Genomic DNA, 23857 nt, shown 5'->3' on the forward strand with positions numbered 1-23857 from the left:
CGTCCGTCCGGCCCGTTCGAGCCCGTCCGGTGGCCACCGGACGGGCAGTGGGCCGGTCCGCGCCCCTCAGGCAGCCGCTCCCGACACCTCCCGCTCCCGGTGGATCGGAGCCGAACCGCCCGTCAGGGGTACGCCCGTTCCACCGCGGCGAGCCGCGACGATCTCCGCCGCGATGGACAGGGCCGTCTCCTCCGGTGTGCGCGCGCCGAGATCCAGGCCGATCGGTGAGCGCAGCCCGGACAGCTCGTCCTCGGTCAGGCCCGCTTCGCGCAGCCGTCGGTCGCGGTCCTCGTGGGTGCGGCGCGAGCCCATGGCACCGACGAAGGCGACCGGCCGGCGCAGGGCCTCGGTCAGCAGCGGCACGTCGAACTTGGCGTCGTGGGTGAGCACGCACAGCACCGTGCGTTCGTCGGTCCGGGTCTGCCGCAGATAGCGGTGCGGCCAGTCGACGACGACCTCGTCGGCCTCCGGGAAGCGGGCCCGCGTGGCGAAGACCGGCCGGGCGTCGCACACGGTGACGTGATGCCCGAGGAACTTCCCGGCCCGCACCAGCGCCGCGGCGAAGTCGACCGCGCCGAAGACGATCATGCGCGGCGGCGGCACGCTGGACTCGACGAGGAGGGTGAGCCCGCCGGGGCAGTGCGAGCCGTCCTCCGAGAGTCCGACCGTGCCGGTGCGTCCGGCGTCCAGCAGGGCCCCGGCCTCGGCGGCCGCGGTGCGGTCGAGGCCGGGGTGCCCGCCGAGACCGCCCTCGTGGGTGCCGTCGGGACGGACCAGCAGCGCCCGGCCCAGCAGCTCGGCCGGGCCCCGGACGACGCGGGCGAGGGCCACGGTCCCACCCAGGGCGGCGGTCGAGAGCGCCGCCCGGAACACCTCGCGCGACGGTGCGTCCGCGCCGACCGGCGTGACCAGCACGTCGATCTCCCCGCCGCAGGTCAGCCCGACCGCGAAGGCGTCCTCGTCGCTGTAGCCGAACCGTCTGCGCACGCTCTCGCCGCTGTCCAGGGCCTCGGTGCACAGCTCGTACACCGCGCCCTCCACACAGCCGCCGGAGACCGAGCCGATCACCGTGCCGTCGCGGTCGACGGCGAGGGCCGCGCCGGGCCCGCGCGGTGCGCTGCCGCCGACGGAGACGACACTGGCGACGGCGAACTCCCGCCCTTGCGCGAGCCAGCGGTCCAGCTCGTCGGCGATGTCAAGCATGCGGGCCGCCCCCTGCCGCGGGCACCCCCGCCGTCAGCACCCGGTCCGGCCGGATCGGCAGGCTGCGGTGGCGTACGCCGGTCGCGTGCCAGACGGCGTTGGCGACGGCCGCCGCGGCGCCCACGATGCCGATCTCGCCGACGCCCTTGATGCCCACCGGGTCGTCCGGGTCGGGGTCGTCCACCCAGTCGGCCTGGATGTCGCCCACGTCGGCGTTGGTGGCCACGTGGTACCCGGCGAGGTCGGGGGCGTAGAGGGCGCCGCTCGAACGGTCCCGGACCGCCTCCTCGTGCAGGGCCATGGAGATGCCCCAGACCATGCCGCCGACGAGCTGGTTGCGGGCGGTGAGCGGGTTGACGATCCGGCCGGCCGCGAAGATGCCGAGCATGCGGCGCACCCGCACCTCGCCGGTGGCCGTGTCCACGGCGACCTCGGCGAACTGCGCGCCGAAGGAGTGCCGTTCCTTCTGGGCGAGGGCGCCGAGGGCCTCGGTGGTGTCGGACCGTACGGTGATGCCCTCCGGCGGGATCGTCGCGCCGAGGGCCAGCCGCTCCCGCAGTTCGCGGGCCGCCAGCCGGATCGCCCAGGCCCAGGAACGGGTGCCCATCGAGCCGCCCGCGATCATCGCGGGGCCGAAGTCGCTGTCCCCGATCCGGACCCGGACCCGGTCGGGCGCGACCTCCAGGGCGTCGGCGGCGACGAGGGTGAGCGCCGTACGGGCGCCTGTGCCGATGTCGGCGGCGGCGATCCGCACGGTGAAGCCGCCGTCGGCCTGCGCGGTGACGACGGCCGTGGAGGGACCGGCGCCCGCGTGGAAGGAGGCGGCGGCCGTGCCCGTGCCGAGCAGCCAGCGCCCCTCCCGGCGCGTCCCGGGGCGCGGGTCGCGCTCGGCCCAGCCGAACCGCCGGGCTCCTTCGCGGAAGCACGCTTCCAGGTTGCGGCTGCTGAAGGGCAGACCGGAGACCGGGCCGACCTCGGGTTCGTTGCGCAGGCGCAGTGTGATGGGGTCGATGCCGCTGCGCTCGGCGAGTTCGTCGAGGGCCGACTCGATGGCGAAGGACCCCGGTGCCTCGCCCGGCGCGCGCATGAAGGTCGGCGACGGCACGTCGAGCGGCGTGACCTCGTTGGCCGTGTGGTGGGCGTCGGCGTCGTACATCACCCGGGCCACGCCCGCGCTGGGCTCGACGAACTCGTAGACGGTGGAGGTCTGGTTCAGCGAGCGGTGCTCCAGGGCGCGCAGCCGGCCGTCGGCGTCGGCGCCGAGCCGCACGCGCTGGAGGGTGGGGCTGCGGTAGCCGGCCAGCGAGAACATCTGGCGCCTGGTCATGACCACGCGCACCGGCCGCTGCAGTTCGGTGGCGGCCATCACGGCGGCGACCTGGTGGGCGCGCAGTCCCTTGCTGCCGAAGCCGCCGCCGATGTGCTCGGAACGCACCCGCACCGCGGAGGCGTCGAGGGAGAACATGTTCGCCAGTTCGCCCTGGATCCAGGTGGTGCCCTGGTTGGAGTCGACGACCTCCAGCCGGCCGCCGTCCCACAGGGCGGTGGCGGCGTGCGGCTCCATCATGCTGTGGTGCTCTTCGGGAGTGGTGTACTCCTCGTCCACCACGACGGCGGAGGCGGCGAGGCCGGCCTCCAGGTCGCCCTTGGCGGTCTCGCCGGGCATGACCCCGCCGGCCGGGTGGGCACCCGGGTGGCCGGTGGTGAGGGCGGTGTCGTGCGGTTCCTCGTCGTAGGCGACGACGAGCGCCTCGGCGGCCTCCCGGGCCTGTTCGGGCGTCTCGGCGACGACGAGGGCGACGGGCCAGCCCACGTGGTGCACCCGGTCCTGCTGGAAGACCGCGGCGGTGGGGTCCGGCGGGACGCCCAGCAGGCCGATGTAGTCGGTGTCGACGCGCGGGGCGTTGCCGTGGTGCAGGACGGCCAGTACGCCGGGCATGGCGAGGACGGGTTCGGTGTCGATCGCGCGGACGCGGCCGCGGGCGACGGTGGACAGCACCAGCCAGCCGTGCGCGAGGTCGGCGAAGGGGATCTCGCCCGCGTAGCGGGCCGCACCGGTGACCTTGTCGCGGCCCTCGACGCGGGTGTGCGAGGTGCCGACGACGCCCCTGTGCGCCGTACGGCCGGTCGTGGCGGTGGTCATCGGGCGGTCTCCTCGGCGAGTTCGGTCAGGACGGCCACCACGAGGTTGCGCATGAGGGTCACCTTGTATCCGTTGTCGGGCAGCGGCCTGGCGGCCGCGAGTTCGGCGTCCGCGGCGGCGGCGAAGGTGTCGCCGTCGGCCTCCGCTCCGGTCAGTACGGACTCGGCGGCGCGGGCCCGCCAGGGCCGCGAGGCGACCGCGCCGAAGGCCAGCCGGGCCTCGCGCACGACGCCGTCCTCGACGTCGAGCACGGCGGCGACCGAGCCGATCGCGAAGGCGTACGAGGCACGCTCGCGCACCTTGCGGTAGCGGGAGCGGGCGGCGACGGGGGCGGGCGGCAGGGTGACACCGGTGATCAGCGCGCCGGGCGGCAGGGCGGTCTCCCGGTCCGGGGTGTCCCCGACGGGGAGGTAGAAGTCGGCCAGCGTCACCTGGCCCGGCCCGTCGAGGGTTTCGTAGCCGACGACGGCGTCGAACGCGGTGAGGGCCACGCCCATGTCGGAGGGGTGGACGGCCACGCAGTGGTCGGAGGCGCCCAGGACGGCGTGGTTGTGGTGCTCGCCCGTGAGCGCGGAGCAACCGCTGCCCGGGGCCCGCTTGTTGCAGGGCTTGCTCAGGTCGGTGAAGTAGCCGCATCGGGTGCGCTGGAGCAGATTGCCGCCGACGGTGGCCATGTTGCGCAGCTGGCCGGAGGCGCCGGCCAGGACCGCCTGTGCCAGGGCCGGGTAGCGGCGGCGCACCTCGGGGTGGGCGGCGAGGTCGCTGTTGGTGACGGTGGCGCCGATGCGCAGGCCGCCGTCCGCGGTCTCCTCGATGCCGTCCAGGGGGAGTTCGCGGACGTCGACGAGCCGGGAAGGGCGCTCGACGCCGGTCTTCATCAGGTCGACGAGGTTGGTGCCGCCGCCGAGGAAGCGGGCGTCCGGGTCGGCGGCGAGCAGGGCCACGGCGCCGGAGACGTCGTCGGCGCGCTGGTATGCGAACTCCCTCATGCGGCCGTCTCCTCGGTGGTCCCGGACCGGTCGGCACGGTCGTCGTCGTGGGCCGCGGCCTCGTGCGCCTCGGCGGCGCGGGTGACCGCCTGGACGATGGAGACGTAGGCGCCGCAGCGGCACAGGTTGCCGCTCATCCGTTCGCGGATCTCGTCCGGCGTCAGCGGTGGCGGCCCGGCCTCGGGGCGCACGTCCTCGGTGGCGGCGCTGGGCCAGCCTGCCGCGTGCTCCTCGATGACGGCGATCGCCGAGCAGATCTGCCCGGGGGTGCAGTAGCCGCACTGGTAGCCGTCGAGGTCGAGGAAGGCCTGCTGGACCGGGTGCAGCCGGTCTCCCTCGGCCATCCCCTCGATGGTGGTGATCTCGCGTCCCTCGGCGGCCACGGCGAGGTTCAGACAGGAGACGGCGCGACGCCCGTCGACCAGGACGGTACAGGCGCCGCACTGCCCCTGGTCGCAGCCCTTCTTGGTACCGGTGAGGTCGAGGCGCTCGCGCAGGGCGTCGAGCAGGGTGGTGCGGTGGTCGACGGTCAGCTGGTGCTTCTCGCCGTTGATGTTCAGGACGACGGCGCTGGACGTCGACGAGGGCGCTGGGGCCATGATCAGCCTTCTTTGGTGTCTGGTGACCGGGAAAACTGGCTGTAGGCAGTGGGTTCACGGGTGGGCGGGGGCCGTAGGCCGCTTTCCGCCGGTAGAGTGGGCGGGTAAACGGACAACTGTCCACTCACTGGAAACGTAACGGACAGTTGTCCGCTTAGCAAGGTCGGGATTCGGCCACGAACCCGGAAGGAGGACGAGTGCCGCAGTCGGACAAGGACAAGCCGGGCACTCCCCTGCGCTCGGACGCCCAGCGCAACCGCGAGCGCATCCTGGCAGTGGCCACGGAGGAACTGACGCACTGCGCGAACGCCCCGCTGAGCGCCATCGCCAAGAAGGCGGGGGTCGGGCAGGGCACCTTCTACCGCAACTTCCCGAACCGCGAGGCACTCGTCCTGGAGATCTACCGCTACGGGATGCAGCAGGTGGCCGAGGCCGCGCCCGAGATGCTGGCCACCCGGGAACCCGACCGGGCCCTGCGCGAGTGGATGGACCGCCTGGCCGAGTTCGCCATGACCAAGGCGGGTCTGGCGGACGCGATCCGGCTGGTCACCAGCGCGCCCGGGGCCCCCGAGAAGCCGCGCCCCACCCCGCTGGAGGAGGCGGCCGAGCTCCTGCTCCGGGCCAACGACGAGGCCGGCATGATCCGGCCCGGAGTGACCGGGGACGACTTCTTCCTCGTCCTCGGCGGTCTGTGGCTGATCGACCCCGGGGAGGACTGGCAGCCGCGGGTCACCCGGTTCCTGGACTTCGTCATGGACGGCCTGCGGGCCGGAGCGCCGGGCCGGTGACCGCGCCCCGGAAGCGGTAGCGGCGCTCGGGGCGGCCGGCCACCCCGTAGCGCAGGGAGACCTCCGCTGTGCCCACGGTGTGGAAGTACTCCAGGTAGCGGCGGGCGCTGACCCGGGAGATGCCGGTCAGCGCCGCGCACTCGCTCGCGGACAGGGTGCCGTCGGCCCCGCGGAGGGTCCGCTCGACGAGTCCGGCGGTCTCCACGCTCATCCCCTTGGGCAGCGCGGGGACCGGCGCGGCCTGTGCCGCGGCCCCGGCCAGTACCCGGTCGACGTCGGCCTGGCTGCGCACCACCGTGCCCAGCAGCCGGCCCCGCTGAACGGCGTAGCGCTCCAGCCGGACCCGCAGGTCCTCGAACTCGAAGGGTTTGAGGAGGTAGTCGACCACACCGTGCCGCACGGCGCCGCGCACCGCGTCCGCCTCCCGGGCCGCGCTGATGACCATGACGTCGCAGTCGTGGCCCGCGGCGCGCAGCCGTGGGATGACGTCGAGGCCGAAGACGTCAGGCAGGTACAGGTCGAGCAGGACCAGGTCGGGGCTCAGTTCCGCGACGGCGGCCAGCGCCTGCTCCCCGGTCCCGGCGACGCCGACGACCCGGAAGGGCTCGACCCGTTCGACGAACGCGCGGTGGACGCGGGCCACCATGAAGTCGTCGTCGACCACGAGCACGCCGATCGGTGCGGCGGCCCGTGGCGTCTCCGGGTTCGCGGCGGTCGGGGCGGTCGCGTCGGACGTGCCGCTCGTAGCCGTCATGGTGCTGCTCCTTCCGCCACCGCGTCGGTGAGGTGGCTGACGGTCATGCGTGCGGTGAACATGGCCCCCTCGGGGGTGTTGGTCACCGAGATCTCACCGCCGTGACGTTCGCAGACCAGCCGGGTCAGCGCCAGGCCGATGCCCCGCTCGCCCTGCCGGGCGGCCTTGGTGGTGAAGCCGTGCGAGAAGACCTCCCGGGCCAGTTCGGGCGCCACGCCGGGCCCGGAGTCGCGGACCACGATCTCGACGCTGGCGGCGTCCTGCCGCAGCTCGACCTCGACCCAGGCCCCGTGTGCGCCGTCCGGGGCCGCGGCGGCGTCCACGGCGTTGTCGACGAGGTTGCCGACCACGGTCGCCACGTCGGCGGCGTCGGCCGGCTCCAGCCGGTCCAGCGCCGTACGGTCCGAGACGCGCAGGGCGACCCTGCGCTCGGCCGCGAGGGAGGACTTCGCCGTGATCAGCGCGGCCACGGCGGTGTCCCGGACCCGGCGGCTGAGGGTGACGTCCAGGGACTGGCGGCGCTGGTTGAGCCCGCGGATGTAGCGCACCACCTCGTCCTGCTCGCCGATCTGGATGAGCCCGGAGATGGTGTGCAGCTGGTTGGCGAACTCGTGGGCCTGGGCGCGCAGCAGCTCGGAGGTGCTGCGGAAGGAGCCGATCTCCCGCTCCAGGCGGGCCAGTTCGGTGCGGTCGCGCAGGGTGGTGACCGAGCCGAACGGGCGGCCGTCCTTGGTGACGGTCATGCGGTTCATCACCAGGACCCGGCCGTGGCGCACGACGACCTCGTCACGCGGCTCGGCCGCTTCGGGGGTGACGCCGGCGAGGACGTCGCGCAGCCGGCCGTCGATGCCGAGGCCGTCCAGGCTCTGGCCCACGCAGTCGGCGGGCAGGTCGAGCAGGCGCCGGCCCACCTCGTTGACCAGGGTGAGCCGGTGCTGCGGATCGAGGGCGACGACGCCCTCGGCGATGCCGTACAGCATGGCCTCCCGGTGCTCGGCGAGGCCGGCGATCTCACGCGGCTCCAGGCCGAGGGTCTGCCGCTTGACGCGCCGGGCCAGCAGCCAGGAGCCGGCCACGCCGAGGCCACTGGCGATGCCGAGGTAGGCCAGGAGGTAGGAGGAGGCACCGCTGAGGCGCTGCCACACGGTCGTGTCGGCCTCGCCGACCATCACCGTGCCGAGGTGGCGGCCGAGGGTCTGCCGGGTGGCACCGAGCACCGGGACCTGGGCGACCAGTTCCCGGCTGCCCTGCACGGTCAGCGGCCCCGACCAGCCGCTCGACACGCGGGCGCCCTCGCCTCGCGGCAGCCGGGCACCGATCAGCGTGGGGTCGGTGGAGCTGACGACGCGGCCGCCGGCGTCGGCCACCGTGACGGAGGTGACCCCGGACTGGGTCTGCGTGGAGTTGACCAGCGGTGCGAGGGCCTCCTGCGGCACCGGGCGCAGCAGCTGGCTGCGGACCAGCGGCGTGGCGGCCAGCTGCTCGGCCAGCGCGGTGACCCGGCGGCCTTCGACGCGGTTGAAGGTGGCTTTGGACTGGGCGAGCGAGACGGCGGCCACCGCGAGCAGGACCACCACGACGATGGCGAGCTGGAGGACCAGCATCTCGCCCGCGAGGGTCTGACGGCGGAAGGTGGGTGCCACGGCGGACTCGTTCCGGGCTCATGGAGGGGCGGGGGTGCCGGGTCGCCATCATGGCGCCCACCTGCGGCGAAGGAAAGGGATGTGCCTGCTTCGCAATGAACCGGCGATCCGACAGCGATGTTGATGCCGCGGCCGCGGCGACCGCAATGAACACAACCTCCCTTGGTTCCGCAAGGAAGACAGGCGGCGGACGCGCGGGCACCATGTGGCCCACGTCACCCTCCCCCACAGGGCTCCCCGTACCCCTCTACCCAACCGACAGGTGGTGTCATACGTGCGCCTGCGCACCCCCCTTGCCCTGCTCGGGGCCGCCGTGCTCGTGCTGGCGGGACCGCCGTTGCTCTCCTCGGGCGACGACTCGGACTCCGGCACCCAGATTCCGGGCCTTCGCTTCATGGTTCCCAACACGCCCGGCGGCGGCTACGACATCACCGCCCGCACGGCCGCGAAGAACGCCGAGGACGCCGGGCTCACGCACAACATCGAGGTGTTCAACCTGCCCGGCGCGGGCGGCACCGTGGGCCTGAGCCGGCTGGTGAGCGAGCACGGCAACGGCAAGCTCGCCATGTCCATGGGCCTCGGCGTCGTGGGCGCCGCCCGCTCCAACCACGCGCCCAAGACCCTCGCCGACGCCACGCCGATCGCGCGGCTCACCGAGGAGCAGGACGTCGTCGTGGTCGCCAAGGACTCGCCGTACAAGACGATCGACGAGCTGATCGGCGCCTGGAAGGAGGACCCGGGGAAGATACCGGTGGGCGGCGGTTCGTCGCCGGGCGGGCCCGACCACCTCGCGCCGATGCTGATGGCGCAGGCCGCCGGGATCCAGCCGAAGTCGGTCAACTACATCCCCTTCGACGGCGGCGGCGAGCTGCTCGCCTCCATCCTCGGCAACAAGGTCGGCTTCGGGGTCTCCGGCGTCGGCGAGTACCTGGACCAGATCAAGGCGGGCGAGCTGAGGGTGCTCGCGGTGACCGGTCCCGAGCGGGTGGACGACCTCAAGGACGCGCCCACCCTCAAGGAGTCCGGCTACGACGTGGACTTCACCAACTGGCGCGGCATCGTCGCCCCGCCCGGTCTGTCCGAGGCACAGCGCGCCAAGCTGATCCGCCTGTTCGAGGAACTGCACGACTCGCCCGAGTGGAAGAAGTCCATGGACCAGAACGGCTGGGACGACGCGTTCCTGACCGGTGACGAGTTCGGTGACTTCCTGGACGCGCAGGACAAGCGTGTGGTGTCGGTGCTGAAGGAGCTGGGACTGTGACGACGCCGACCGAACTCCCCGAGAACCGCGAGACGGCGGCCGCCGGCCGGCGCTCGTGGCTGCGCGAGCACTCCGAACTGGGCGTGTGCGCCCTGCTGCTGGCGCTCGGCGTGCTCGTCCTGACCGACGCGCTCACCATGGACGTCGACATCACCCAGCGCGGTCCGGTCGGACCCAAGACGGTGCCGGTCGTGGTCGGCATCGGTCTGCTGGTGATCGCCGCGCTGCTCGCCGTCGACGTGCTGCGCGGCGGCCGGGGCGAGGCCGAGGGCGGCGAGGACATCGACCTGTCCGAACCGGCCGACTGGCGCACGGTGCTGCTGCTCTCCGGGATCTTCCTCGGCGCGGCCGCCCTGATCGAGCCGGCCGGCTTCCCCGTCGCCGGGGCGCTGCTCTTCTGGGGCGCCGCCTTCGCGCTCGGCAGCCGGCGCGTGGACCGCGATCCGCTGATCGCCGCGGTGCTGTCCCTGATCACCTACGTCGTCTTCGACAAGCTGCTCGGCGTGCCGCTGCCCGGTGGTCCGCTGATGGGAGTGCTCTGACATGAACGCCCTCAACTCCCTCATGGACGGGTTCGGCACGGCCCTGACCCCGCTCAACCTGCTGTGGGCCGCCCTCGGTGTGCTGCTCGGCACGGCCATCGGCGTGCTGCCCGGCATCGGTCCGGCGATGGCGGTGGCGCTGCTGCTGCCGGTCACGTACGGGCTGGACCCGGTCGCGGCGTTCATCATGTTCGCGGGCATCTACTACGGCGCGATGTTCGGCGGTTCGACCACCTCCATCCTGCTCAACACCCCCGGCGAGAGCGCCGCCGTGGTCGCGGCCATGGAGGGCAACCCCATGGCCAAGGCGGGGCGCGGCGCACAGGCGCTGGCGGCCGCGGCCATCGGTCACTTCGCGGGCGGCATGATCGGCACGGTCCTGCTGGTGGCGCTCGCGCCGACGGTCGCCGACCTGGCGGTGGACATCGGTGCGCCGGACTACTTCGCCATCATGGTGCTGGCGTTCATCGCCGTGACGTCGGTGCTGGGCTCGTCGCGGATCAGGGGCCTGGCCTCGCTGCTGATCGGCCTGACGATCGGTCTGGTGGGCCTGGACCAGATGACGGGCCAGCAGCGGCTGACCTTCGGCTCGCTGCAACTCGCCGACGGCGTGGACGTGGTGATCGTGGCGGTCGGTCTGTTCGCGATCGGCGAGGCGCTGTGGGTGGCGGCCCACCTGCGGCGCGGTGCGGCCGAACCCATCCCGGTGGGCCGCCCGTGGCTCGGCCGCGCCGACGTGAAGCGCACCTGGAAGTCCTGGCTGCGCGGCCCGTTCATCGGCTTCCCGTTCGGCGCGATCCCGGCGGGCGGCGCGGAGATCCCCACCTTCCTGTCGTACGTCACGGAGAAGCGGCTGTCCAAGCACAAGGACGAGTGGGGCAAGGGCGCCATCGAGGGCGTGGCGGGACCGGAGTCGGCGGCGTCGGCCTCGGCGGCGGGCACGCTGGTGTCCATGCTGACGCTGGGCCTGCCGACCACCGCGGTCGCCGCGGTCATGCTGGCCGCCTTCCAGCAGTACGGCATCCAGCCCGGACCGCTGCTCTTCGAACGCGAGCCCGAGCTGGTGTGGGGTCTGATCGCCTCCCTCTTCGTCGGCATGGTGCTGCTGCTCGCCCTGAACCTGCCGCTGGCGCCGGTGTGGGCCAAGCTGCTGCGGATCCCGCGGCCGTACCTGTACGCGGGGATCATGTTCTTCGCGGCGGTCGGCGCGTACGCGGTCGGCGGTGAGGTGGTCGACCTGGTGATCCTGCTGGTCATCGGTCTGATCGGGTTCGGTATGCGGCGCTACGGGCTGCCCATCCTGCCCGCCGTGATCGGCGTCATCCTCGGCCCGAACGCCGAGCAGCAGCTGCGCCGTGCCCTGCAGATCAGCGACGGCAGCGTGACGGGTCTGGTCGACACGCCGTTCTCGGTGACGGTGTACGCGGTGATCGTGCTGCTGCTGGCCTGGCCGCTGGTGAAGCGGCTGGTCGTCCGGGGGCGGACGCGAGCGGGCGCCTGATCCCCGGCCCGGTCCGGCGGCGCGTGCGCGTGCTCAGGAGCGGTGTGTGCGGCCCGGTACGTCGACCCGTACCGGGCCGTCCCGCGGCGCGGGTGGCGCGGCTCGTGCCGAGCCTCGGTAACCTCGTCGGCAGCCGCCTCGACCTGTATGAGCCGACGGTGCTCACGGTCGCGGGACGCTTCCGCGGCCGCGCCGTCCTCGTGCCGTGACCGGGGAACGCCCTCCAGGGCCCGCATCACAGAAAGCGAACCGATCCCATGATCTTCATTACGGCGAAGTTCCAGGTGCTCCCCGAACACGCGGACCGGTGGCCGGAGATCGCCGGCGAGTTCACCCGGGCCACCCGGGCGGAACCCGGCTGCCTCTGGTTCGACTGGTCGCGCAGCGTCGACGACCCTACCGAGTACGTACTGGTCGAGGCGTTCCGCGACGACGAGGCGGGTGCCGCGCACGTCCGGTCCGCGCACTTCCGCGCCGCCCAGGAGAAGCTGCCGCGCCATCTGGCCCGCACGCCCCGCATCGTGAACACGACGGTCGACCAGGAGGGCTGGTCGGAGCTGGGCGAGATGGCGGTGGAGTAGGACGCCGGAACCCCGCGGTCGGCTGCCGTCAGCCGAGGAAGCTCAGCCGGACCCGGCGGTCGGGGTTGTCCCGGTTGGTGTCCACCAGGCACACCGACTGCCAGGTTCCGAGCTCCAGGCGGCCGCCGATCACCGGCAGCGTCGCGTGCGGGGGCACGAACGCGGGCAGCACGTGGTCGCGGCCGTGCCCGGGGCTGCCGTGGCGGTGCTGCCAGCGGTCGTCGGCGGGGAGCAGGGTGTGCAGGGCGGACAGCAGGTCGTCGTCGCTGCCGGCGCCGGTCTCGATGATCGCGATCCCGGCGGTGGCGTGCGGGACGAACACGTTGAGGAGGCCGTCGCGGCCGGACGCCGCCTCGCGCAGGAAGGACTCGCAGTCACCGGTGATGTCGGCGACCCGCTCCGCCGAGCCGGTGGCGAGGTTGAGGACTCGGGTGGTGAAGGCATCTGACATGACCCCATCCTGACACCGGGGGAAGATCGGGGCCTGCCACGCAGTTGGTAGAAGCGTGAACAACACACGCGAGGTCGAGGTCGTCGTCATCGGTGCCGGTCAGGCCGGGCTCGCCGCGGCCTATCACCTGCGGCGCACGGGCTTCGAGCCCGAGCGCGACTTCGTGGTGCTCGACCACTCCCCCGGGCCCGGCGGCGCCTGGCAGTTCCGCTGGCCGTCCCTGACGTACGGCAAGGTGCACGGGATGCACGCCCTGCCGGGGATGGAGCTGACCGGCGCGGATCCGGCGCGGCCGTCCGCCGAGGTGGTGAGCGGCTACTTCGCGGAGTACGAGCGGACCTTCGACCTGCGGGTGCTGCGGCCGGTCGACGTGCGCGCCGTGCGCGAGGGGACGGACGGACGGCTGGACGTCGAGACGTCGGCCGGGTCCTGGGCGACGCGTGCGCTGATCAACGCGACCGGCACCTGGGACCGGCCCTTCTGGCCGCGCTATCCGGGGCAGGAGACCTTCCGGGGACGGCAACTGCACACCGCGCAGTACGCCGGGCCGGAGGAGTTCGCCGGTCGGCGCGTGATCGTGGTCGGCGGCGGCGCCTCGGGCACGCAGCACCTGATGGAGATCGCCCCGTACGCGGCGGCCACCACGTGGGTGACCAAAAGGCCCCCCGTCTTCCGCGAGGGGCCCTTCGACGAGGACGCGGGCCGGACGGCGGTGGCGCTCGTGGAGGAACGGGTGCGGCAGGGGCTGCCGCCGAAGAGTGTCGTGTCGGTGACCGGGCTGCCGCTGAACGAGGCGGTCCGGGCCGGTCTGGAGTCGGGGGTGCTGGACCGGCAGCCCATGTTCGACCGGATCACGCCCGAGGGGGTGGAGTGGGGCGACGGGCGGCGGGTGGCCGCGGACGTCATCCTGTGGGCGACCGGGTTCCGGGCCGCCATCGACCATCTGAGGCCGCTGCGGCTGCGGGAGGCGGGCGGCGGTATCCGTGTCGAGGGGACGCGCGCGGTGGCCGACCCGCGGATCCACCTCGTCGGCTACGGGCCCTCCGCCAGCACCATCGGCGCCAACCGGGCGGGACGCGCGGCCGTGCGGGACATCAGGCGGCTGCTGGCCGAGGAGGAGCCGGTCGCCGCGTGACGCCCCGACCGGTCACTTGGCGGCCTCGGCCTCGGCCTGCTTCGAGGCGCTCTGCCGGAGGCGGTTGAACTCGTCCACGTTGCGCTGGTGTTCGGCGTAGTCGGCGGTGAAGCGCGTGTCGCCCGGCTTGACCGTGACGAAGTAGAGCCAGTCACCGGGGGTCGGGTTGATCGCGGCGGTCATCGCCTCGTCGCCCGGACTGGCGATGGGGGTGGGCGGCAGCCCCATGCGCTGGTACGAGTTGTAAGGACTGTCGATCTTCGTGTCCTTGTCGGTGGTCTCCAGGGTGGAACGGCCCAGGGCGTAGTTGATGGTGGAGTCCATCTGCAGCGGCATGCCGCGTTCCAGCCGGTTGAAGATCACCCGGGCGACCTTGCCCATGTCCTCCTTGGCGGCGGCCTCCGCCTGCACGATGCTGGCGATGGTGACCGCCTGGTAGACGTTCAGCGCGTTGCGCTGGGCGCCCGCGGCGACCGGCGCGCCGGTGAACTTCTTGTTCGCCGTGTCGACCATGGCCGTCAGCAGCTTCTCCGGGGTCGGGTTCTCGCCCAGCGGATAGGTCGCGGGGAAGAGATAGCCCTCGGGGTTGCCCTCGGCGTCGTTCGGCAGCTTGAGGTTGGCCTTGGCCAGGGACTTCTTGGTAGTGCCCGCGGGCAGGGCGAGGACCTTGTCGACGGCTCCGTAGACCTGGGTCGCGCGCCACCCCTCCGGGATCACCAGGGAGGTGGGACGGGACTCGCCCTCGTCCTCCGTCGTCAGCAGCGGCACCGCCACGACGGTACCGGCGACGACGGCGCCGGCCGCGATCAGGGCGATACGGCCCCGGCGCGTCAACCGGATCGTTCTCCTGGGACTTCTGGGGCTTCTGGGACCCCTGAGTCCTGTGGAGCCTCTGAGGCCCGCCCTGGGGCCTCTGGCGCTCCTCGCGCTTCTCACGCTTCTCGCGCTCCGTGGCGGAGTGTTCATCTGCATGCGGGCACGGTAACCCCCATACAGCCGCAAACCCGGCATATCGTCATCTTGTCGGCTCCAGTCGGGCGTCCCGACGGACCAGCGCGGCATACCTCCCGTCCTGCGCCAGCAGTGCCTCGTGCGTACCCTGTTCGGCCAGTCGTCCGGAGTCGAGGACCACGATCCGGTCGGCGCCCTGGACGGTGGAGAGGCGGTGCGCGATCGTGATCGTGGTGCGGTTGGCCGACAGGGCGTCGATGGCACCTTGCACGGCGGCCTCGGTACGGGTGTCCAGGGCGCTGGTCGCCTCGTCCAGGACGAGGACGGGCGGGTCGCGCAGGATGGTGCGGGCGATGGCCAGGCGCTGCTTCTCGCCGCCGGAGAAGCGGTGCCCGCGCTCGCCGACCACGGTGTCGTAGCCGTCGGGCAGGGCGGCGATGTGGTCGTGGATCTGGGCCGCCCTCGCCGCCGCCTCCAGCTCCGCGTCCGTGGCGTCCGGCTTGGCGAAGCGCAGGTTCTCGGCGACGGAGGCGTGGAAGAGGTACGTCTCCTGCGAGACGACGCCGACCCCGCGGGCCAGGGTGTCGAAGTCGAGGTCGCGCACGTCGACCCCGTCGAGGGTGACCCGGCCGCCCGTCACGTCGTACAGCCGCGGCACCAGGTGGCCGAGCGTGGACTTGCCCGCACCGGTGGGACCGACGACGGCGAGACTGCTGCCGGCGGGGACGGTGATGTCGATGCCGTCGAGCACCGGGCCGCCCTTGCCGTCGTAGCCGAACTCGACGTTCTCGAAGCGGACCTCGCCCTTGATGTGGTCGAGGTGGACGGGGTCCTCCCGCTCGGTGATGTCGATCGGCAGGTCGAGGTACTCGAAGATGCGCTGGAAGAGTGCGAGCGAGGTCTGGATCTGCACACCGGTCGACAGCAGGCTCACGGTCGGGCGGAACAGCCCCTGTTGGAGCGAGACGAAGGCGACGATCGTACCGAGGGAGACGTCGGGGCCGCCGAGTTGCAGGGCGATGCCCGCGGTCCAGTAGATGACGGCCGGCATGGCGGCCATGACGATCGTGATGACGGCCATCCGCCAGCGGCCCGCCATGTTCGACCTCACCTCCAGGTCGACCAGGCTCTCGGACTCGTCCGCGAAGGCGCGGGTGAGCGAGTCGGAACGGCCCATGGTGCGGCCGAGCAGGATGCCGCTGACGGAGAGCGACTCGGTGACCGTGGCGGCCATCGCGGCCATCTGCTTCTGGCGCCGGGTGGTGATCTTCCGGCGTTCCCTGCCGACGCGGCGGCTGATCCACACGAACACCGGGAGGAGGAGCAGCGAGACGACGGTCAGGCGCCAGTCGAGGACGACCATGGCGACGATCGTGGCGACCACGCTGGTGAGGTTGGACACCAGTGAGGTCGCCGTGGAGGTGACGGTGGCCTGCATGCCGCCGATGTCGTTGGCGATGCGGGACTGGACCTCGCCGGTGCGGGTGCGGGTGAAGAAGGCGAGGGACATCTGCTGGAGCCGTCCGTAGACGGCGGTGCGCAGGTCGTGCATGACGCGCTGGCCCACGGTCGTGGAGATCAGGGTCTGCAGCACGCCGAAGACGCTGGTGAGGACGGCGCCGAAGATCATGCCGAGGGCGAGCAGGCTCAGCAGGCCCGTACGCCCCTCGGGGATCGCGACGTCGAGGATCTCCTTGAGCAGGAAGGGCGTGGCGACCGACACCAGGGACGCGGCGCCGACCAGCAGACCGACGACCGCGAGGCGGCCGCGGTAGGGGCGGAACAGCTTGAGGATGCGACGCACCTGCCGGGGCTGTTCCCTGGCGTCGGCGGGTGCGGTCCAGGCGGATTCGCGATCGGGGTGCATGGGCTCCTTCGGAGGCGGCGAGGGGAGGCCCGCGGAGCCTTCGCGGCGCAGACCTCGGGGGCCTGCCGCAGGCATGCGCGGACCTTACGGATCATAGGTCATTGTTACCTATACTCACAATGAACATCATCCTGATATTGTTCCCCCATGACCGCCCCCGATCCCGACGGCCTGCTCGCCGAGCAGCTGCTGCGGCTCACCCGCCGGGTGCACCGCATCCAGAAGCGCCATCTCGAGCACCGCGACCTCGGCATCACCCCGGCCCAGTCCCGGCTGCTGCGCACGCTGGCGCACTACGGCTCGCCCCCGCGCATGGCGGACCTCGCCGAGCGCCTGGAGGTCGTGCCCCGGGCGGTGACGACTCTGGTCGACGGGCTGGAAGCGGCCGGGAAGGTGCGCCGCGTCCCGGATCCCGCCAACCGCCGGGTCATCCGGATCGAGCTGACCGACGACGGGCACGCGGCCCTCGGGGAACTGCGCGGTGCGCGCCGGTCCGCCGCCGAGGAGATCCTGGCCCCGCTGACGGACGAGCAGCGCGCGGTGCTGGGCGGACTGCTGGACACCCTGATCGACGGGCCGGACACGGGCGAGGGCCGCCGGACGGCGTGATCCGGGCAGTCGGTCCGGTCCCGGGTGATCCGAGTGGCCGGGTGATCCGAGTGGCCGGGTGATCCGAGTGGCCGGGTCCCGAAAGCCCCTCGCTCAGGCCTTCAAGTGCGCCCTGTCCCCCATCACCACCACGGGGTGCCGGTCCGGGTCCAACGTGCGCAGCAGGTACTCCATCGCCGGCTTGGGCAGGCTGACGCAGGCCGACGTACCGCTGCCGTGGTCCATGTGCAGCCAGATCGAACCGCCCTTCGACGTCCCCTCGGGACGGGTCGGGTCGTTCGGCGGAGTGCCCTTGACACGGTTGTAGTCGATGGCGATGACGTAGTCGAAGTCGTGCCAGTACGACTTCGCCCACCACCGCGGGGCCGCGAAGCTCGCGGACCTGCTGTACGGCAGCCCCGTGCCGGGGGCCGGATCCGGGTCCGGGAGCACGCCGCCCGCGTCGCTGAGCGTGAACACGCCGACGGGACTGCGCTTGTCGTTCTCGTGGTGGTCGGTCGTCCACCCCTTGGTGCCGTTGTGCGCCGCCCAACTGCGGGCGCGATGCCAGGCGGAGCCCTGCTTCGTGTAGAGCACGACCGTGGAGTCGGCGGAATCCCTGCCGTCTCCGTACACCGCGACGACCTGGCGCGAGTCGCTGGGGATGCGCTCGAGGAGCCGGTCGCCGACGCCGGGGATCCTCGTCGGGTCGGCCGCCGCGCTGCTCCGGCCGTCCCCGCCCGGGGGTCCGCTCGCCCGGGAGTCCGCGCCGTCCCCCGACGGGCCGCCGCAGGCGGACAGCGCCGCCACCGCCAGCAGGGAGCCAAGAGCCGCCGTCACGACCGCCGTACGCCGTCCACCACCACGTGCCATTCGTCCATCGTCGCATCCCCTGCGCGCATGCCGTCGGGACGGCGGCGGACGAGGGCGGGTGGACCGCTGCCGACGCGGGCGGACGGCGCGCGGCGCTCCGCAGCCGGATTCGTACGCCGTCGCGGAAAACCGCTTGATTTTGGGCACGTGGCGACGCGAACCTTTCACGGTTTGCAGCCTCTTGATGCCGTATGGCAACGGCACCCCCTGACACGAGCCACTGGGACGTCATGCAGATCCAAGACCTTCCGTATCCCGACCCGGGTGTGCCGGACGCACGCTCGGGCCCCCGATTCCTGTGGTGGCTGTTCCGCAACCAGCTCGGTGGCCAACTCACGTCGCTGGCCTGGGGCCTGCTGCACTTCGCCTCCGTCTCCGCCCTGCCCTTCTGTGTCGGTCTCGCCATCCAGGCGGTCGTCGACCGCTCCGGCAGCCGACTCGCCCTCGCGGGCGGCGTCATGGTCCTGTGCTGCGTCGGCAACGCGCTCGGCGACACCTTCCTGCACCGCGCCGCCGTCACCAACTGGATCACCGCCGCGGCCCGCGTCCAGCAACTGCTGGCCCGCAAGACGGCGCTGCTGGGCTCGGCGCTGACCCGGCGCGTGGCGGCCGGTGAGGTCGTGGCCGTGTCCACCGGCGACGTCGAGAAGATCGGCTGGTTCGTGGAGGCCGTCTCCCGCTTCACCGCCGCCGCACTCACCATCGTGCTGGTCTGCGTGGCGCTGGTCGTCTACCAGCCGGCGCTCGGCGTCGTCGTGATCGTGGGACTGCCGGTGCTGGCCCTCGCCGTGCTGCCCCTGCTGCCCCGCGCCACCCGGCGGGCCGACGTCCAGCGCGACAAGGCCGGCCGCGCCACCGAGCTCGCCTCGGACACCGTCGCCGGACTGCGCGTGCTGCGCGGCATCGGCGGCGAGGAGCTCTTCCTCGACCGCTACCGCAGCGCCTCCCAGGAGGTGCGCCACGCCGCCGTGCGCAGCGCCCGCATGTGGTCCCTGATCTCCGCGATCCAGGTGCTGCTGCCGGGACTGCTGCTGATCGCGGTGGTCTGGCACGGCGTCCACCTGGCCCGCCAGGGCCGCATCGGCGTCGGCGAACTCGTCACCGTCTACAGCTCCGTCATGATCCTCACCTATCCGCTGCGGCACTTCGAGGAGATCGCCATGGCGTACTCCTTCTCCCGCCCCTCGGCCAAGCGGGCCGCACGGGTGCTGGCCCTGGAACGCGCCACGGACACCGGGGGGTCGCGCGCCGCCGAGATCCCCACCGGGGACCTGTACGACCCGACCACCGGTCTCCTGGCTCCGGCGGGCGGGCTCACCGCCGTGGTGTGCGGTGACCCGGACGCGGCCGGGCGGCTGGCGGAACGGCTCGGCGGGCATCCCTCGGAGCAGGGTGCGTCGGCCCTGCTGGGCGGGGTGCCACTGGACGAGCTGCCCCTGAAGTCCGCGCGCACCGCGGTCCTGGTGCAGGACAAGGACCCGGTACTGCTCTCCGGAACGCTCCGCGAGCTGCTGGACGTGCCCGCGTCCGGTGCCGTCGCCGCCGAGGACGCGCTCGCCGCCGCCCAGTGCGGCGACGTGTTGGCGGCACTCGCGCAGGGCTCGCTCGGCGCCGACGACCCGTTGGACGCCCGCATCACCGAACGGGGCCGCTCGCTGTCGGGCGGCCAGCGCCAGCGCCTGGCACTGGCCCGGTCCCTGATCACGGACCCGGAGGCGCTGGTCCTGGACGAACCGACCTCGGCCGTCGACTCGCACACCGAGGCGAGGATCGCGGAGGGCGTGCGGGCACTGCGCGCCGGGCGCACCACGGTGGTGTTCACCTCGTCACCGCTGATGCTGGACCGCGCGGACCGGATCGTGTTCCTGCACGACGGCGAGGTCGCCGCGGTCGGCGCCCACCGGGAACTGCTGCACGCCGAACCCAGGTATCGGGCAGTGGTGACCCGCGAGACCGACAAGGAGGCCGCGGCGCAGCCGGACGCCGTACCGGCCGGCAGGCAGCCGGCGCGGCCCCTGAGTGACGACGGCCGCGTCGACGACCGTGACGGCGCCCTGAGCGACGACGACGTACTGCACCGACTGGAAGAGATCGAGGAGACGGCATGATCGGCGTCGCGCCACCGTCCTACGACCCGGCGGCCCCCACGACGGCCGGCTCCCTGCCCGTCGGCGCCCGCCCGACCGTGCGCGCCTACGTCGGGGAACTGCTGCGCCGGCACCGTCGGGCCTTCCTCTTCCTCGTCACCGTCAACACCGTCGCCGTGATCGCGTCGATGGCGGGCCCCTACCTGCTGGGCGGGCTCGTGGAGCGGGTCTCGGACGACGCGCGCGAGCTGCGCCTCGGCCTCACGGCCACGCTCTTCGTGCTCGCCCTCGTGGTGCAGGCCGTCTTCGTGCGCGAGGTACGGCTGCGGGGGGCCATGCTCGGCGAGCGGATGCTGGCCGATCTGCGCGAGGACTTCCTCGTGCGTTCGGTCGGGCTGCCGCCCGGCGTGCTGGAACGGGCCGGCACGGGCGACCTGCTCTCCCGGATCACCACGGACATCGACCGGCTCGCCAACGCCATGCGCGAGGCCGTGCCCCAGCTCGCGATCGGCGCCGTGTGGGTGGTGCTGCTGCTCGGCGGCCTGGTGGTCACGGCACCGCCCCTGGCGCCCGCGGTGCTGATCGCGGTGCCGCTGCTGGTGATCGGCTGCCGCTGGTACTTCCGCCGGGCGCCCGCCGCCTACCGCTCGGAGGCCGCCGGGTACGCCGCGGTGGCCGCCGCGCTCGCCGAGACGGTGGACGCCGGGCGCACCGTCGAGTCGCACCGGCTCGACGCCCGTCGCATCGAGCTGTCGGAGCGCCGGATCAAGGAGTGGACGGCCTGGGAGCGCTACACCCTCTGGCTGCGGTCGGTGCTCTTCCCCGTCATCAACGTCACCCATGTGACCGTGCTCGCCTCCGTCCTGCTCATCGGTGGTGTCTTCGTCCTCCAGGGCTGGATCGGGGTCGGCCAGCTGACCACGGCCGCCCTGATCGCGCAGATGCTCGTCGACCCGGTCGGCCTCATCCTGCGCTGGTACGACGAGCTGCAGGTGGCCCAGGTCTCCCTGGCGCGGCTGGTGGGCGTCCGGGACATCGAGCCGGACGCCGGTGACGGCACGCTGACCCCCGACGGACGGCACGTGCGTGCCGACCGCGTGCACTTCGGCTACCTGGAGGGGGTCGACGTGCTGCGCAAGGTGTCGCTGGAGGTCGTCCCCGGGACCAGGCTGGCCCTGGTCGGCCCCTCGGGTGCCGGCAAGTCCACCCTGGGCAGGCTGCTCGCGGGCATCTACGGTCCGCGCGAGGGCCGGATCACCCTGGGCGGCGCGGAACTGTCCCGGATGTCCACGGAACGGGTCCGCTCGCACGTCGCCCTCGTCAACCAGGAGCACCACGTCTTCGTGGGCTCCCTGCGCGACAACCTCCGGCTCGCCAGGACCGGCGCCACCGACGCCGAGCTGTGGGCGGCGCTGGGCGCGGTCGACGCGGACGACTGGTCCCGTGGGCTCGACAAGGGGCTGGACACCGAGGTCGGCTCGGGCGGCTTCGCGCTCACCCCGGCGCAGGCCCAGCAGATCGCGCTGGCCCGCCTGGTGCTGGCCGACCCGCACACCCTGGTGCTGGACGAGGCGACGTCCCTGCTCGACCCACGGGCCGCACGCCATCTCGAACGGTCCCTGGCCCGGGTCCTGGACGGACGCACGGTGATCGCGATCGCCCATCGCCTGCACACCGCTCACGACGCGGACGTCATCGCCGTGGTCGAGAACGGCCGGATCAGCGAGCTGGGCAGCCACGACGAGCTCGTCGCGGCCGACGGCGCCTACGCGGCGCTGTGGAGGTCCTGGCACGGGTAGCCGCCCCGCGCACCTTCGCGGCCGAGTCGGCCCGGTCGGGCGGGGCCTCGGTGGGAGGCCGGGTGATGGCCCGGGAGCGGACCCGCCGCCGGCGCCGGGGCGCCCGGCGTGGGCCGGCCGGCCCGGCGAAGCCGCGGGGGCGGGCCTGCCGCGTACTCCGGCGGGGTCCGTGCCGTTGCGCGGTCCCGAACGGGAGTGGAAGGCTGGGAGAAGGCACCGGCTCGAGGTAGGCCCGGGAACCGCGCGGTTCCGCGACAGATGAGGCCTGTGCCCCGTGCAGCGGCGGCCCGCCGCCGTCCACGGTGAGAAGGGGCCGGTCCCCACCCCCTGGAGGTATCCGTGAACAGCGTCGACGGATGGGGAGATGACGTCTACCAGCCCGACGGATCCGAGCAGCGGGAGGACACCGGGCTGCTCGACGGTGAGGACACCCTCGAGGAGGACGGTGTCGACGATCCCCTCGACCGGGGCTGGTCCCCGCCCGAGCGCCCCTGGGCGGTGGAGCACACCGGTGTGACCGCCGCCGAACGCCGCCGCGGCGAAACGCTGGACCAGCGGCTCGCCGAGGAGCGGCCGGACGAGCTCGCGCCCGACGGTGACGGGCTGGGCGACTCCGACGGCACCGACGGGGAACTGCTGGACAAAGAGGTCGGCGCGGGCCGCTCCGGCCGGCTCGTGGCGCCCGACGAAGGGGCGCACGAGGACGAGGAGCCGGCGCTGGTCGCCATGGACGTGGGCATCGACGGCGCGGCCGCCTCCGCCGAGGAGGCCGCGATGCACGTGGTCGACGAGGACTCCCTGCCCGGCTGACACCATTCGCGGCGGCAGCCCCCTGCCGTCGCTCCCATGAACCGTGCGGTACGAGGAGCAGCCATGCAGCAGGACAAGCACCCCGACTACCGGCCCGTCGTCTTCCGTGACCGCAGTGCCGGGTACGCCTTCCTGACCCGGTCCACCGCGACCAGCGACCAGACCATCGCGTGGGACGACGGCGAGACCTACCCGGTGGTGGACGTGGAGATCTCCTCGGAGAGCCACCCCTTCTACACGGGCAAGGCGCGAACGGTGGACTCGGAGGGCCGCGTCGCCCGCTTCGAACGGCGTTACGGCGCGGGCGAGGGGCAGGACACCGGGGAAACCGGCTGAGCCGGCCGGGCCCGCGTCGGTCAGATGAAGTTGAGCGCCGCCGCGCCGCCCACTCCCCCGAGCAGCATGAACACCGGCATCAGCACCTTCAGCTCCACCCAGCTGCCCGCCCGGAACCGCATGGCCTTCGGCGGACCGATCGGGTACCACCGCTTGCGTCCCACCGGTATCGGCCAGAGTATCGGGCAGCCCGAAACGGTCAGCGCGTCCCCGATGTCGTGCACCAACGAGCCGAGCACGATCGGCAGCCCCAGCCACAGGTACTCCTGGCCGGGCGCCGTGAACAGCCAGTCCGCGCCGCCGTCCGGCTTGTCCAGGATGCCGGCGAGGATCCACGCGCTGGTCCCGGCCAGCAGCCAGACCAGCACGTCGCTGCTGGAGCCGCGGGTGGCCCGCCAGAGCAGCCCCTCGATGGCCAGCACCATGTGCACGAAGAGGATCGCCAGCACCGCCCAACGGCCGCCCGTGATGGCCAGGACCGACGCGCCCCCGCCTATCAGGACCGCCCACAGCCAGGTGTGCGTCAGGGTGCGGTGTCCGCCGGAGCGGCGCGGGTCGCCCGCCTTCTTCGTGGCCTTGTAGACGGCGTAGGACAGCTTGTCGACGATCTCGCACAGACCCCGGGAGAGCGGTCCGAAGGCCCGGGAAATGGTGGCAGCCTTGTGGTCGAGGTCCGGGGCGAGCGCCGCTCCGGCGCAGATCAGGGCTCCGGCAAGCAGCACCGGCCAGGGCATCGGCTGTCCCGCGGCGGCGGTCGCCGCCCCGACGCCGAGCCACGCCGCGGCGCCCGACAGTGAGTGTGCTGGTCCCATCATCGCCGTTGCCCGCCCCATTCCTCGTGTGCCGCTGTGCAGTTGTTTGGGTCCGCTGTTGCCGCGTCGGCGACCCAGCGTAGCGTTCGTGATCTTCACACGGACAGCCGATTCCCCCATCGCGGCCCGGGGCAGGCAAGATGG

General features: G+C 72.9%; 22 protein-coding genes. 11 read left to right on the top strand and 11 right to left on the bottom strand.

What is annotated here, in order from left to right; translation table 11 throughout:
* Positions 1-66: 66 nt before the first annotated feature.
* From ACZ56V_RS17460 to ACZ56V_RS17475, 4 genes are read right to left on the bottom strand one after another with little or no spacing between them, the layout of a single operon-like run.
* The gene (locus tag ACZ56V_RS17460; protein WP_398911935.1) at positions 67-1203 is read right to left on the bottom strand and encodes an XdhC family protein; all 1137 of its coding nucleotides are present in this window, start codon (positions 1201-1203) and stop codon (positions 67-69) included.
* Entirely contained in the window at positions 1196-3346 is a 2151-nt protein-coding gene (locus tag ACZ56V_RS17465; RefSeq protein ID WP_468943161.1) for a xanthine dehydrogenase family protein molybdopterin-binding subunit, read from the bottom strand. Before ACZ56V_RS17465 ends, ACZ56V_RS17460 begins: the two co-directional genes overlap by 8 nt.
* On the bottom strand, positions 3343-4335 hold the full coding sequence (locus ACZ56V_RS17470; protein ID WP_468943164.1) for an FAD binding domain-containing protein: 993 nt from the start codon (positions 4333-4335) through the stop codon (positions 3343-3345). Before ACZ56V_RS17470 ends, ACZ56V_RS17465 begins: the two co-directional genes overlap by 4 nt.
* Positions 4332-4934, bottom strand: a complete 603-nt coding sequence (locus ACZ56V_RS17475; RefSeq protein ID WP_104632658.1) for a 2Fe-2S iron-sulfur cluster-binding protein — start codon at positions 4932-4934, stop codon at positions 4332-4334. The genes ACZ56V_RS17470 and ACZ56V_RS17475 overlap by 4 nt, the downstream gene beginning before the upstream one ends.
* 197 nt (positions 4935-5131) lie before the next feature.
* On the opposite strand from ACZ56V_RS17475, the gene xdhR reads away from it, so the two are divergent.
* Positions 5132-5722 carry a purine salvage operon transcriptional regulator XdhR gene (xdhR, locus tag ACZ56V_RS17480; RefSeq protein WP_468943168.1) on the top strand — a complete coding sequence of 197 codons (591 nt, stop codon included), beginning with the start codon at positions 5132-5134 and terminating at the stop codon, positions 5720-5722.
* Here xdhR and ACZ56V_RS17485 read toward each other — a convergent pair.
* Both ACZ56V_RS17485 and ACZ56V_RS17490 read right to left on the bottom strand, forming a co-directional pair.
* Entirely contained in the window at positions 5685-6476 is a 792-nt protein-coding gene (locus tag ACZ56V_RS17485; protein ID WP_398911939.1) for a response regulator, read from the bottom strand. The genes xdhR and ACZ56V_RS17485 overlap by 38 nt on opposite strands.
* On the bottom strand, positions 6473-8119 hold the full coding sequence (locus ACZ56V_RS17490; protein ID WP_468943172.1) for a sensor histidine kinase: 1647 nt from the start codon (positions 8117-8119) through the stop codon (positions 6473-6475). Before ACZ56V_RS17490 ends, ACZ56V_RS17485 begins: the two co-directional genes overlap by 4 nt.
* 274 nt (positions 8120-8393) lie before the next feature.
* On the opposite strand from ACZ56V_RS17490, the gene ACZ56V_RS17495 reads away from it, so the two are divergent.
* The 4 genes from ACZ56V_RS17495 (at position 8394) to ACZ56V_RS17510 (ending at position 12004) form a co-directional block, all read left to right on the top strand.
* Complete coding sequence (locus tag ACZ56V_RS17495) at positions 8394-9380, top strand: Bug family tripartite tricarboxylate transporter substrate binding protein (protein ID WP_356372169.1); 987 nt, start codon at positions 8394-8396, stop codon at positions 9378-9380.
* Positions 9377-9922, top strand: coding sequence for a tripartite tricarboxylate transporter TctB family protein (locus ACZ56V_RS17500; protein ID WP_356372168.1), 546 nt, complete (start codon positions 9377-9379; stop codon positions 9920-9922). The genes ACZ56V_RS17495 and ACZ56V_RS17500 overlap by 4 nt, the downstream gene beginning before the upstream one ends.
* Position 9923: 1 nt before the next feature.
* Positions 9924-11423, top strand: a complete 1500-nt coding sequence (locus ACZ56V_RS17505) for a tripartite tricarboxylate transporter permease (protein WP_398911942.1) — start codon at positions 9924-9926, stop codon at positions 11421-11423.
* 257 nt (positions 11424-11680) lie between these two features.
* Complete coding sequence (locus tag ACZ56V_RS17510; RefSeq protein ID WP_398911943.1) at positions 11681-12004, top strand: putative quinol monooxygenase; 324 nt, start codon at positions 11681-11683, stop codon at positions 12002-12004.
* A gap of 28 nt (positions 12005-12032) precedes the next feature.
* On the opposite strand, the gene ACZ56V_RS17515 is transcribed toward ACZ56V_RS17510, so the two are convergent.
* Positions 12033-12455 carry a secondary thiamine-phosphate synthase enzyme YjbQ gene (locus ACZ56V_RS17515; RefSeq protein WP_398911944.1) on the bottom strand — a complete coding sequence of 141 codons (423 nt, stop codon included), beginning with the start codon at positions 12453-12455 and terminating at the stop codon, positions 12033-12035.
* A gap of 55 nt (positions 12456-12510) precedes the next feature.
* On the opposite strand from ACZ56V_RS17515, the gene ACZ56V_RS17520 reads away from it, so the two are divergent.
* The gene (locus ACZ56V_RS17520; protein WP_468943178.1) at positions 12511-13590 is read left to right on the top strand and encodes an NAD(P)-binding domain-containing protein; all 1080 of its coding nucleotides are present in this window, start codon (positions 12511-12513) and stop codon (positions 13588-13590) included.
* Positions 13591-13602: 12 nt separating this feature from the next.
* On the opposite strand, the gene mltG is transcribed toward ACZ56V_RS17520, so the two are convergent.
* The gene (gene mltG, locus ACZ56V_RS17525) at positions 13603-14364 is read right to left on the bottom strand and encodes an endolytic transglycosylase MltG (RefSeq protein WP_398912139.1); all 762 of its coding nucleotides are present in this window, start codon (positions 14362-14364) and stop codon (positions 13603-13605) included.
* A 241-nt stretch (positions 14365-14605) separates the two neighbouring features.
* A complete protein-coding gene (locus ACZ56V_RS17530) occupies positions 14606-16408 on the bottom strand; it encodes an ABC transporter ATP-binding protein (RefSeq protein WP_398911946.1) in 1803 nt (600 codons plus the stop codon).
* 147 nt (positions 16409-16555) lie between these two features.
* Here ACZ56V_RS17530 and ACZ56V_RS17535 point away from each other — a divergent pair, with 147 nt between their 5' ends.
* Entirely contained in the window at positions 16556-17017 is a 462-nt protein-coding gene (locus tag ACZ56V_RS17535) for a MarR family winged helix-turn-helix transcriptional regulator (RefSeq protein ID WP_398911947.1), read from the top strand.
* 93 nt (positions 17018-17110) lie between these two features.
* On the opposite strand, the gene ACZ56V_RS17540 is transcribed toward ACZ56V_RS17535, so the two are convergent.
* Positions 17111-17869, bottom strand: a complete 759-nt coding sequence (locus tag ACZ56V_RS17540) for a L,D-transpeptidase family protein (protein WP_398911948.1) — start codon at positions 17867-17869, stop codon at positions 17111-17113.
* Positions 17870-18099: 230 nt separating this feature from the next.
* On the opposite strand from ACZ56V_RS17540, the gene ACZ56V_RS17545 reads away from it, so the two are divergent.
* The 4 genes from ACZ56V_RS17545 (at position 18100) to ACZ56V_RS17560 (ending at position 22901) form a co-directional block, all read left to right on the top strand.
* Positions 18100-19977 (top strand): ABC transporter transmembrane domain-containing protein, encoded by a 1878-nt coding sequence (locus tag ACZ56V_RS17545; RefSeq protein ID WP_398911949.1) that lies wholly within the window; start codon positions 18100-18102, stop codon positions 19975-19977.
* Positions 19974-21755 (top strand): ABC transporter ATP-binding protein, encoded by a 1782-nt coding sequence (locus tag ACZ56V_RS17550; protein ID WP_468943184.1) that lies wholly within the window; start codon positions 19974-19976, stop codon positions 21753-21755. The genes ACZ56V_RS17545 and ACZ56V_RS17550 overlap by 4 nt, the downstream gene beginning before the upstream one ends.
* A gap of 339 nt (positions 21756-22094) precedes the next feature.
* On the top strand, positions 22095-22565 hold the full coding sequence (locus ACZ56V_RS17555; protein WP_468943187.1) for a DUF5709 domain-containing protein: 471 nt from the start codon (positions 22095-22097) through the stop codon (positions 22563-22565).
* Between the two features lie 63 nt (positions 22566-22628).
* On the top strand, positions 22629-22901 hold the full coding sequence (locus ACZ56V_RS17560) for a type B 50S ribosomal protein L31 (protein WP_104632641.1): 273 nt from the start codon (positions 22629-22631) through the stop codon (positions 22899-22901).
* A gap of 20 nt (positions 22902-22921) precedes the next feature.
* On the opposite strand, the gene ACZ56V_RS17565 is transcribed toward ACZ56V_RS17560, so the two are convergent.
* Positions 22922-23716, bottom strand: coding sequence for a metal-dependent hydrolase (locus tag ACZ56V_RS17565; protein WP_398911951.1), 795 nt, complete (start codon positions 23714-23716; stop codon positions 22922-22924).
* Positions 23717-23857: the final 141 nt, after the last annotated feature.

The sequence above is a fragment of the Streptomyces sp. NPDC034099 genome, from assembly GCF_055575415.1.

What these genes read in the sequence shown, in the direction of transcription:
- ACZ56V_RS17460 (WP_398911935.1), bottom strand. Translation starts at nt 1,203, where the DNA reads ATGCTTGACATCGCCGACGAGCTGGACCGCTGGCTCGCGCAAGGGCGG.
- ACZ56V_RS17465 (WP_468943161.1), bottom strand. Translation starts at nt 3,346, where the DNA reads ATGACCACCGCCACGACCGGCCGTACGGCGCACAGGGGCGTCGTCGGC.
- ACZ56V_RS17470 (WP_468943164.1), bottom strand. Translation starts at nt 4,335, where the DNA reads ATGAGGGAGTTCGCATACCAGCGCGCCGACGACGTCTCCGGCGCCGTG.
- ACZ56V_RS17475 (WP_104632658.1), bottom strand. Translation starts at nt 4,934, where the DNA reads ATGGCCCCAGCGCCCTCGTCGACGTCCAGCGCCGTCGTCCTGAACATC.
- ACZ56V_RS17485 (WP_398911939.1), bottom strand. Translation starts at nt 6,476, where the DNA reads ATGACGGCTACGAGCGGCACGTCCGACGCGACCGCCCCGACCGCCGCG.
- ACZ56V_RS17505 (WP_398911942.1), top strand. Translation starts at nt 9,924, where the DNA reads ATGAACGCCCTCAACTCCCTCATGGACGGGTTCGGCACGGCCCTGACC.
- ACZ56V_RS17510 (WP_398911943.1), top strand. Translation starts at nt 11,681, where the DNA reads ATGATCTTCATTACGGCGAAGTTCCAGGTGCTCCCCGAACACGCGGAC.
- ACZ56V_RS17515 (WP_398911944.1), bottom strand. Translation starts at nt 12,455, where the DNA reads ATGTCAGATGCCTTCACCACCCGAGTCCTCAACCTCGCCACCGGCTCG.
- ACZ56V_RS17530 (WP_398911946.1), bottom strand. Translation starts at nt 16,408, where the DNA reads ATGCACCCCGATCGCGAATCCGCCTGGACCGCACCCGCCGACGCCAGG.
- ACZ56V_RS17535 (WP_398911947.1), top strand. Translation starts at nt 16,556, where the DNA reads ATGACCGCCCCCGATCCCGACGGCCTGCTCGCCGAGCAGCTGCTGCGG.
- ACZ56V_RS17540 (WP_398911948.1), bottom strand. Translation starts at nt 17,869, where the DNA reads ATGGCACGTGGTGGTGGACGGCGTACGGCGGTCGTGACGGCGGCTCTT.
- ACZ56V_RS17545 (WP_398911949.1), top strand. Translation starts at nt 18,100, where the DNA reads ATGCAGATCCAAGACCTTCCGTATCCCGACCCGGGTGTGCCGGACGCA.
- ACZ56V_RS17550 (WP_468943184.1), top strand. Translation starts at nt 19,974, where the DNA reads ATGATCGGCGTCGCGCCACCGTCCTACGACCCGGCGGCCCCCACGACG.
- ACZ56V_RS17560 (WP_104632641.1), top strand. Translation starts at nt 22,629, where the DNA reads ATGCAGCAGGACAAGCACCCCGACTACCGGCCCGTCGTCTTCCGTGAC.
- ACZ56V_RS17565 (WP_398911951.1), bottom strand. Translation starts at nt 23,716, where the DNA reads ATGATGGGACCAGCACACTCACTGTCGGGCGCCGCGGCGTGGCTCGGC.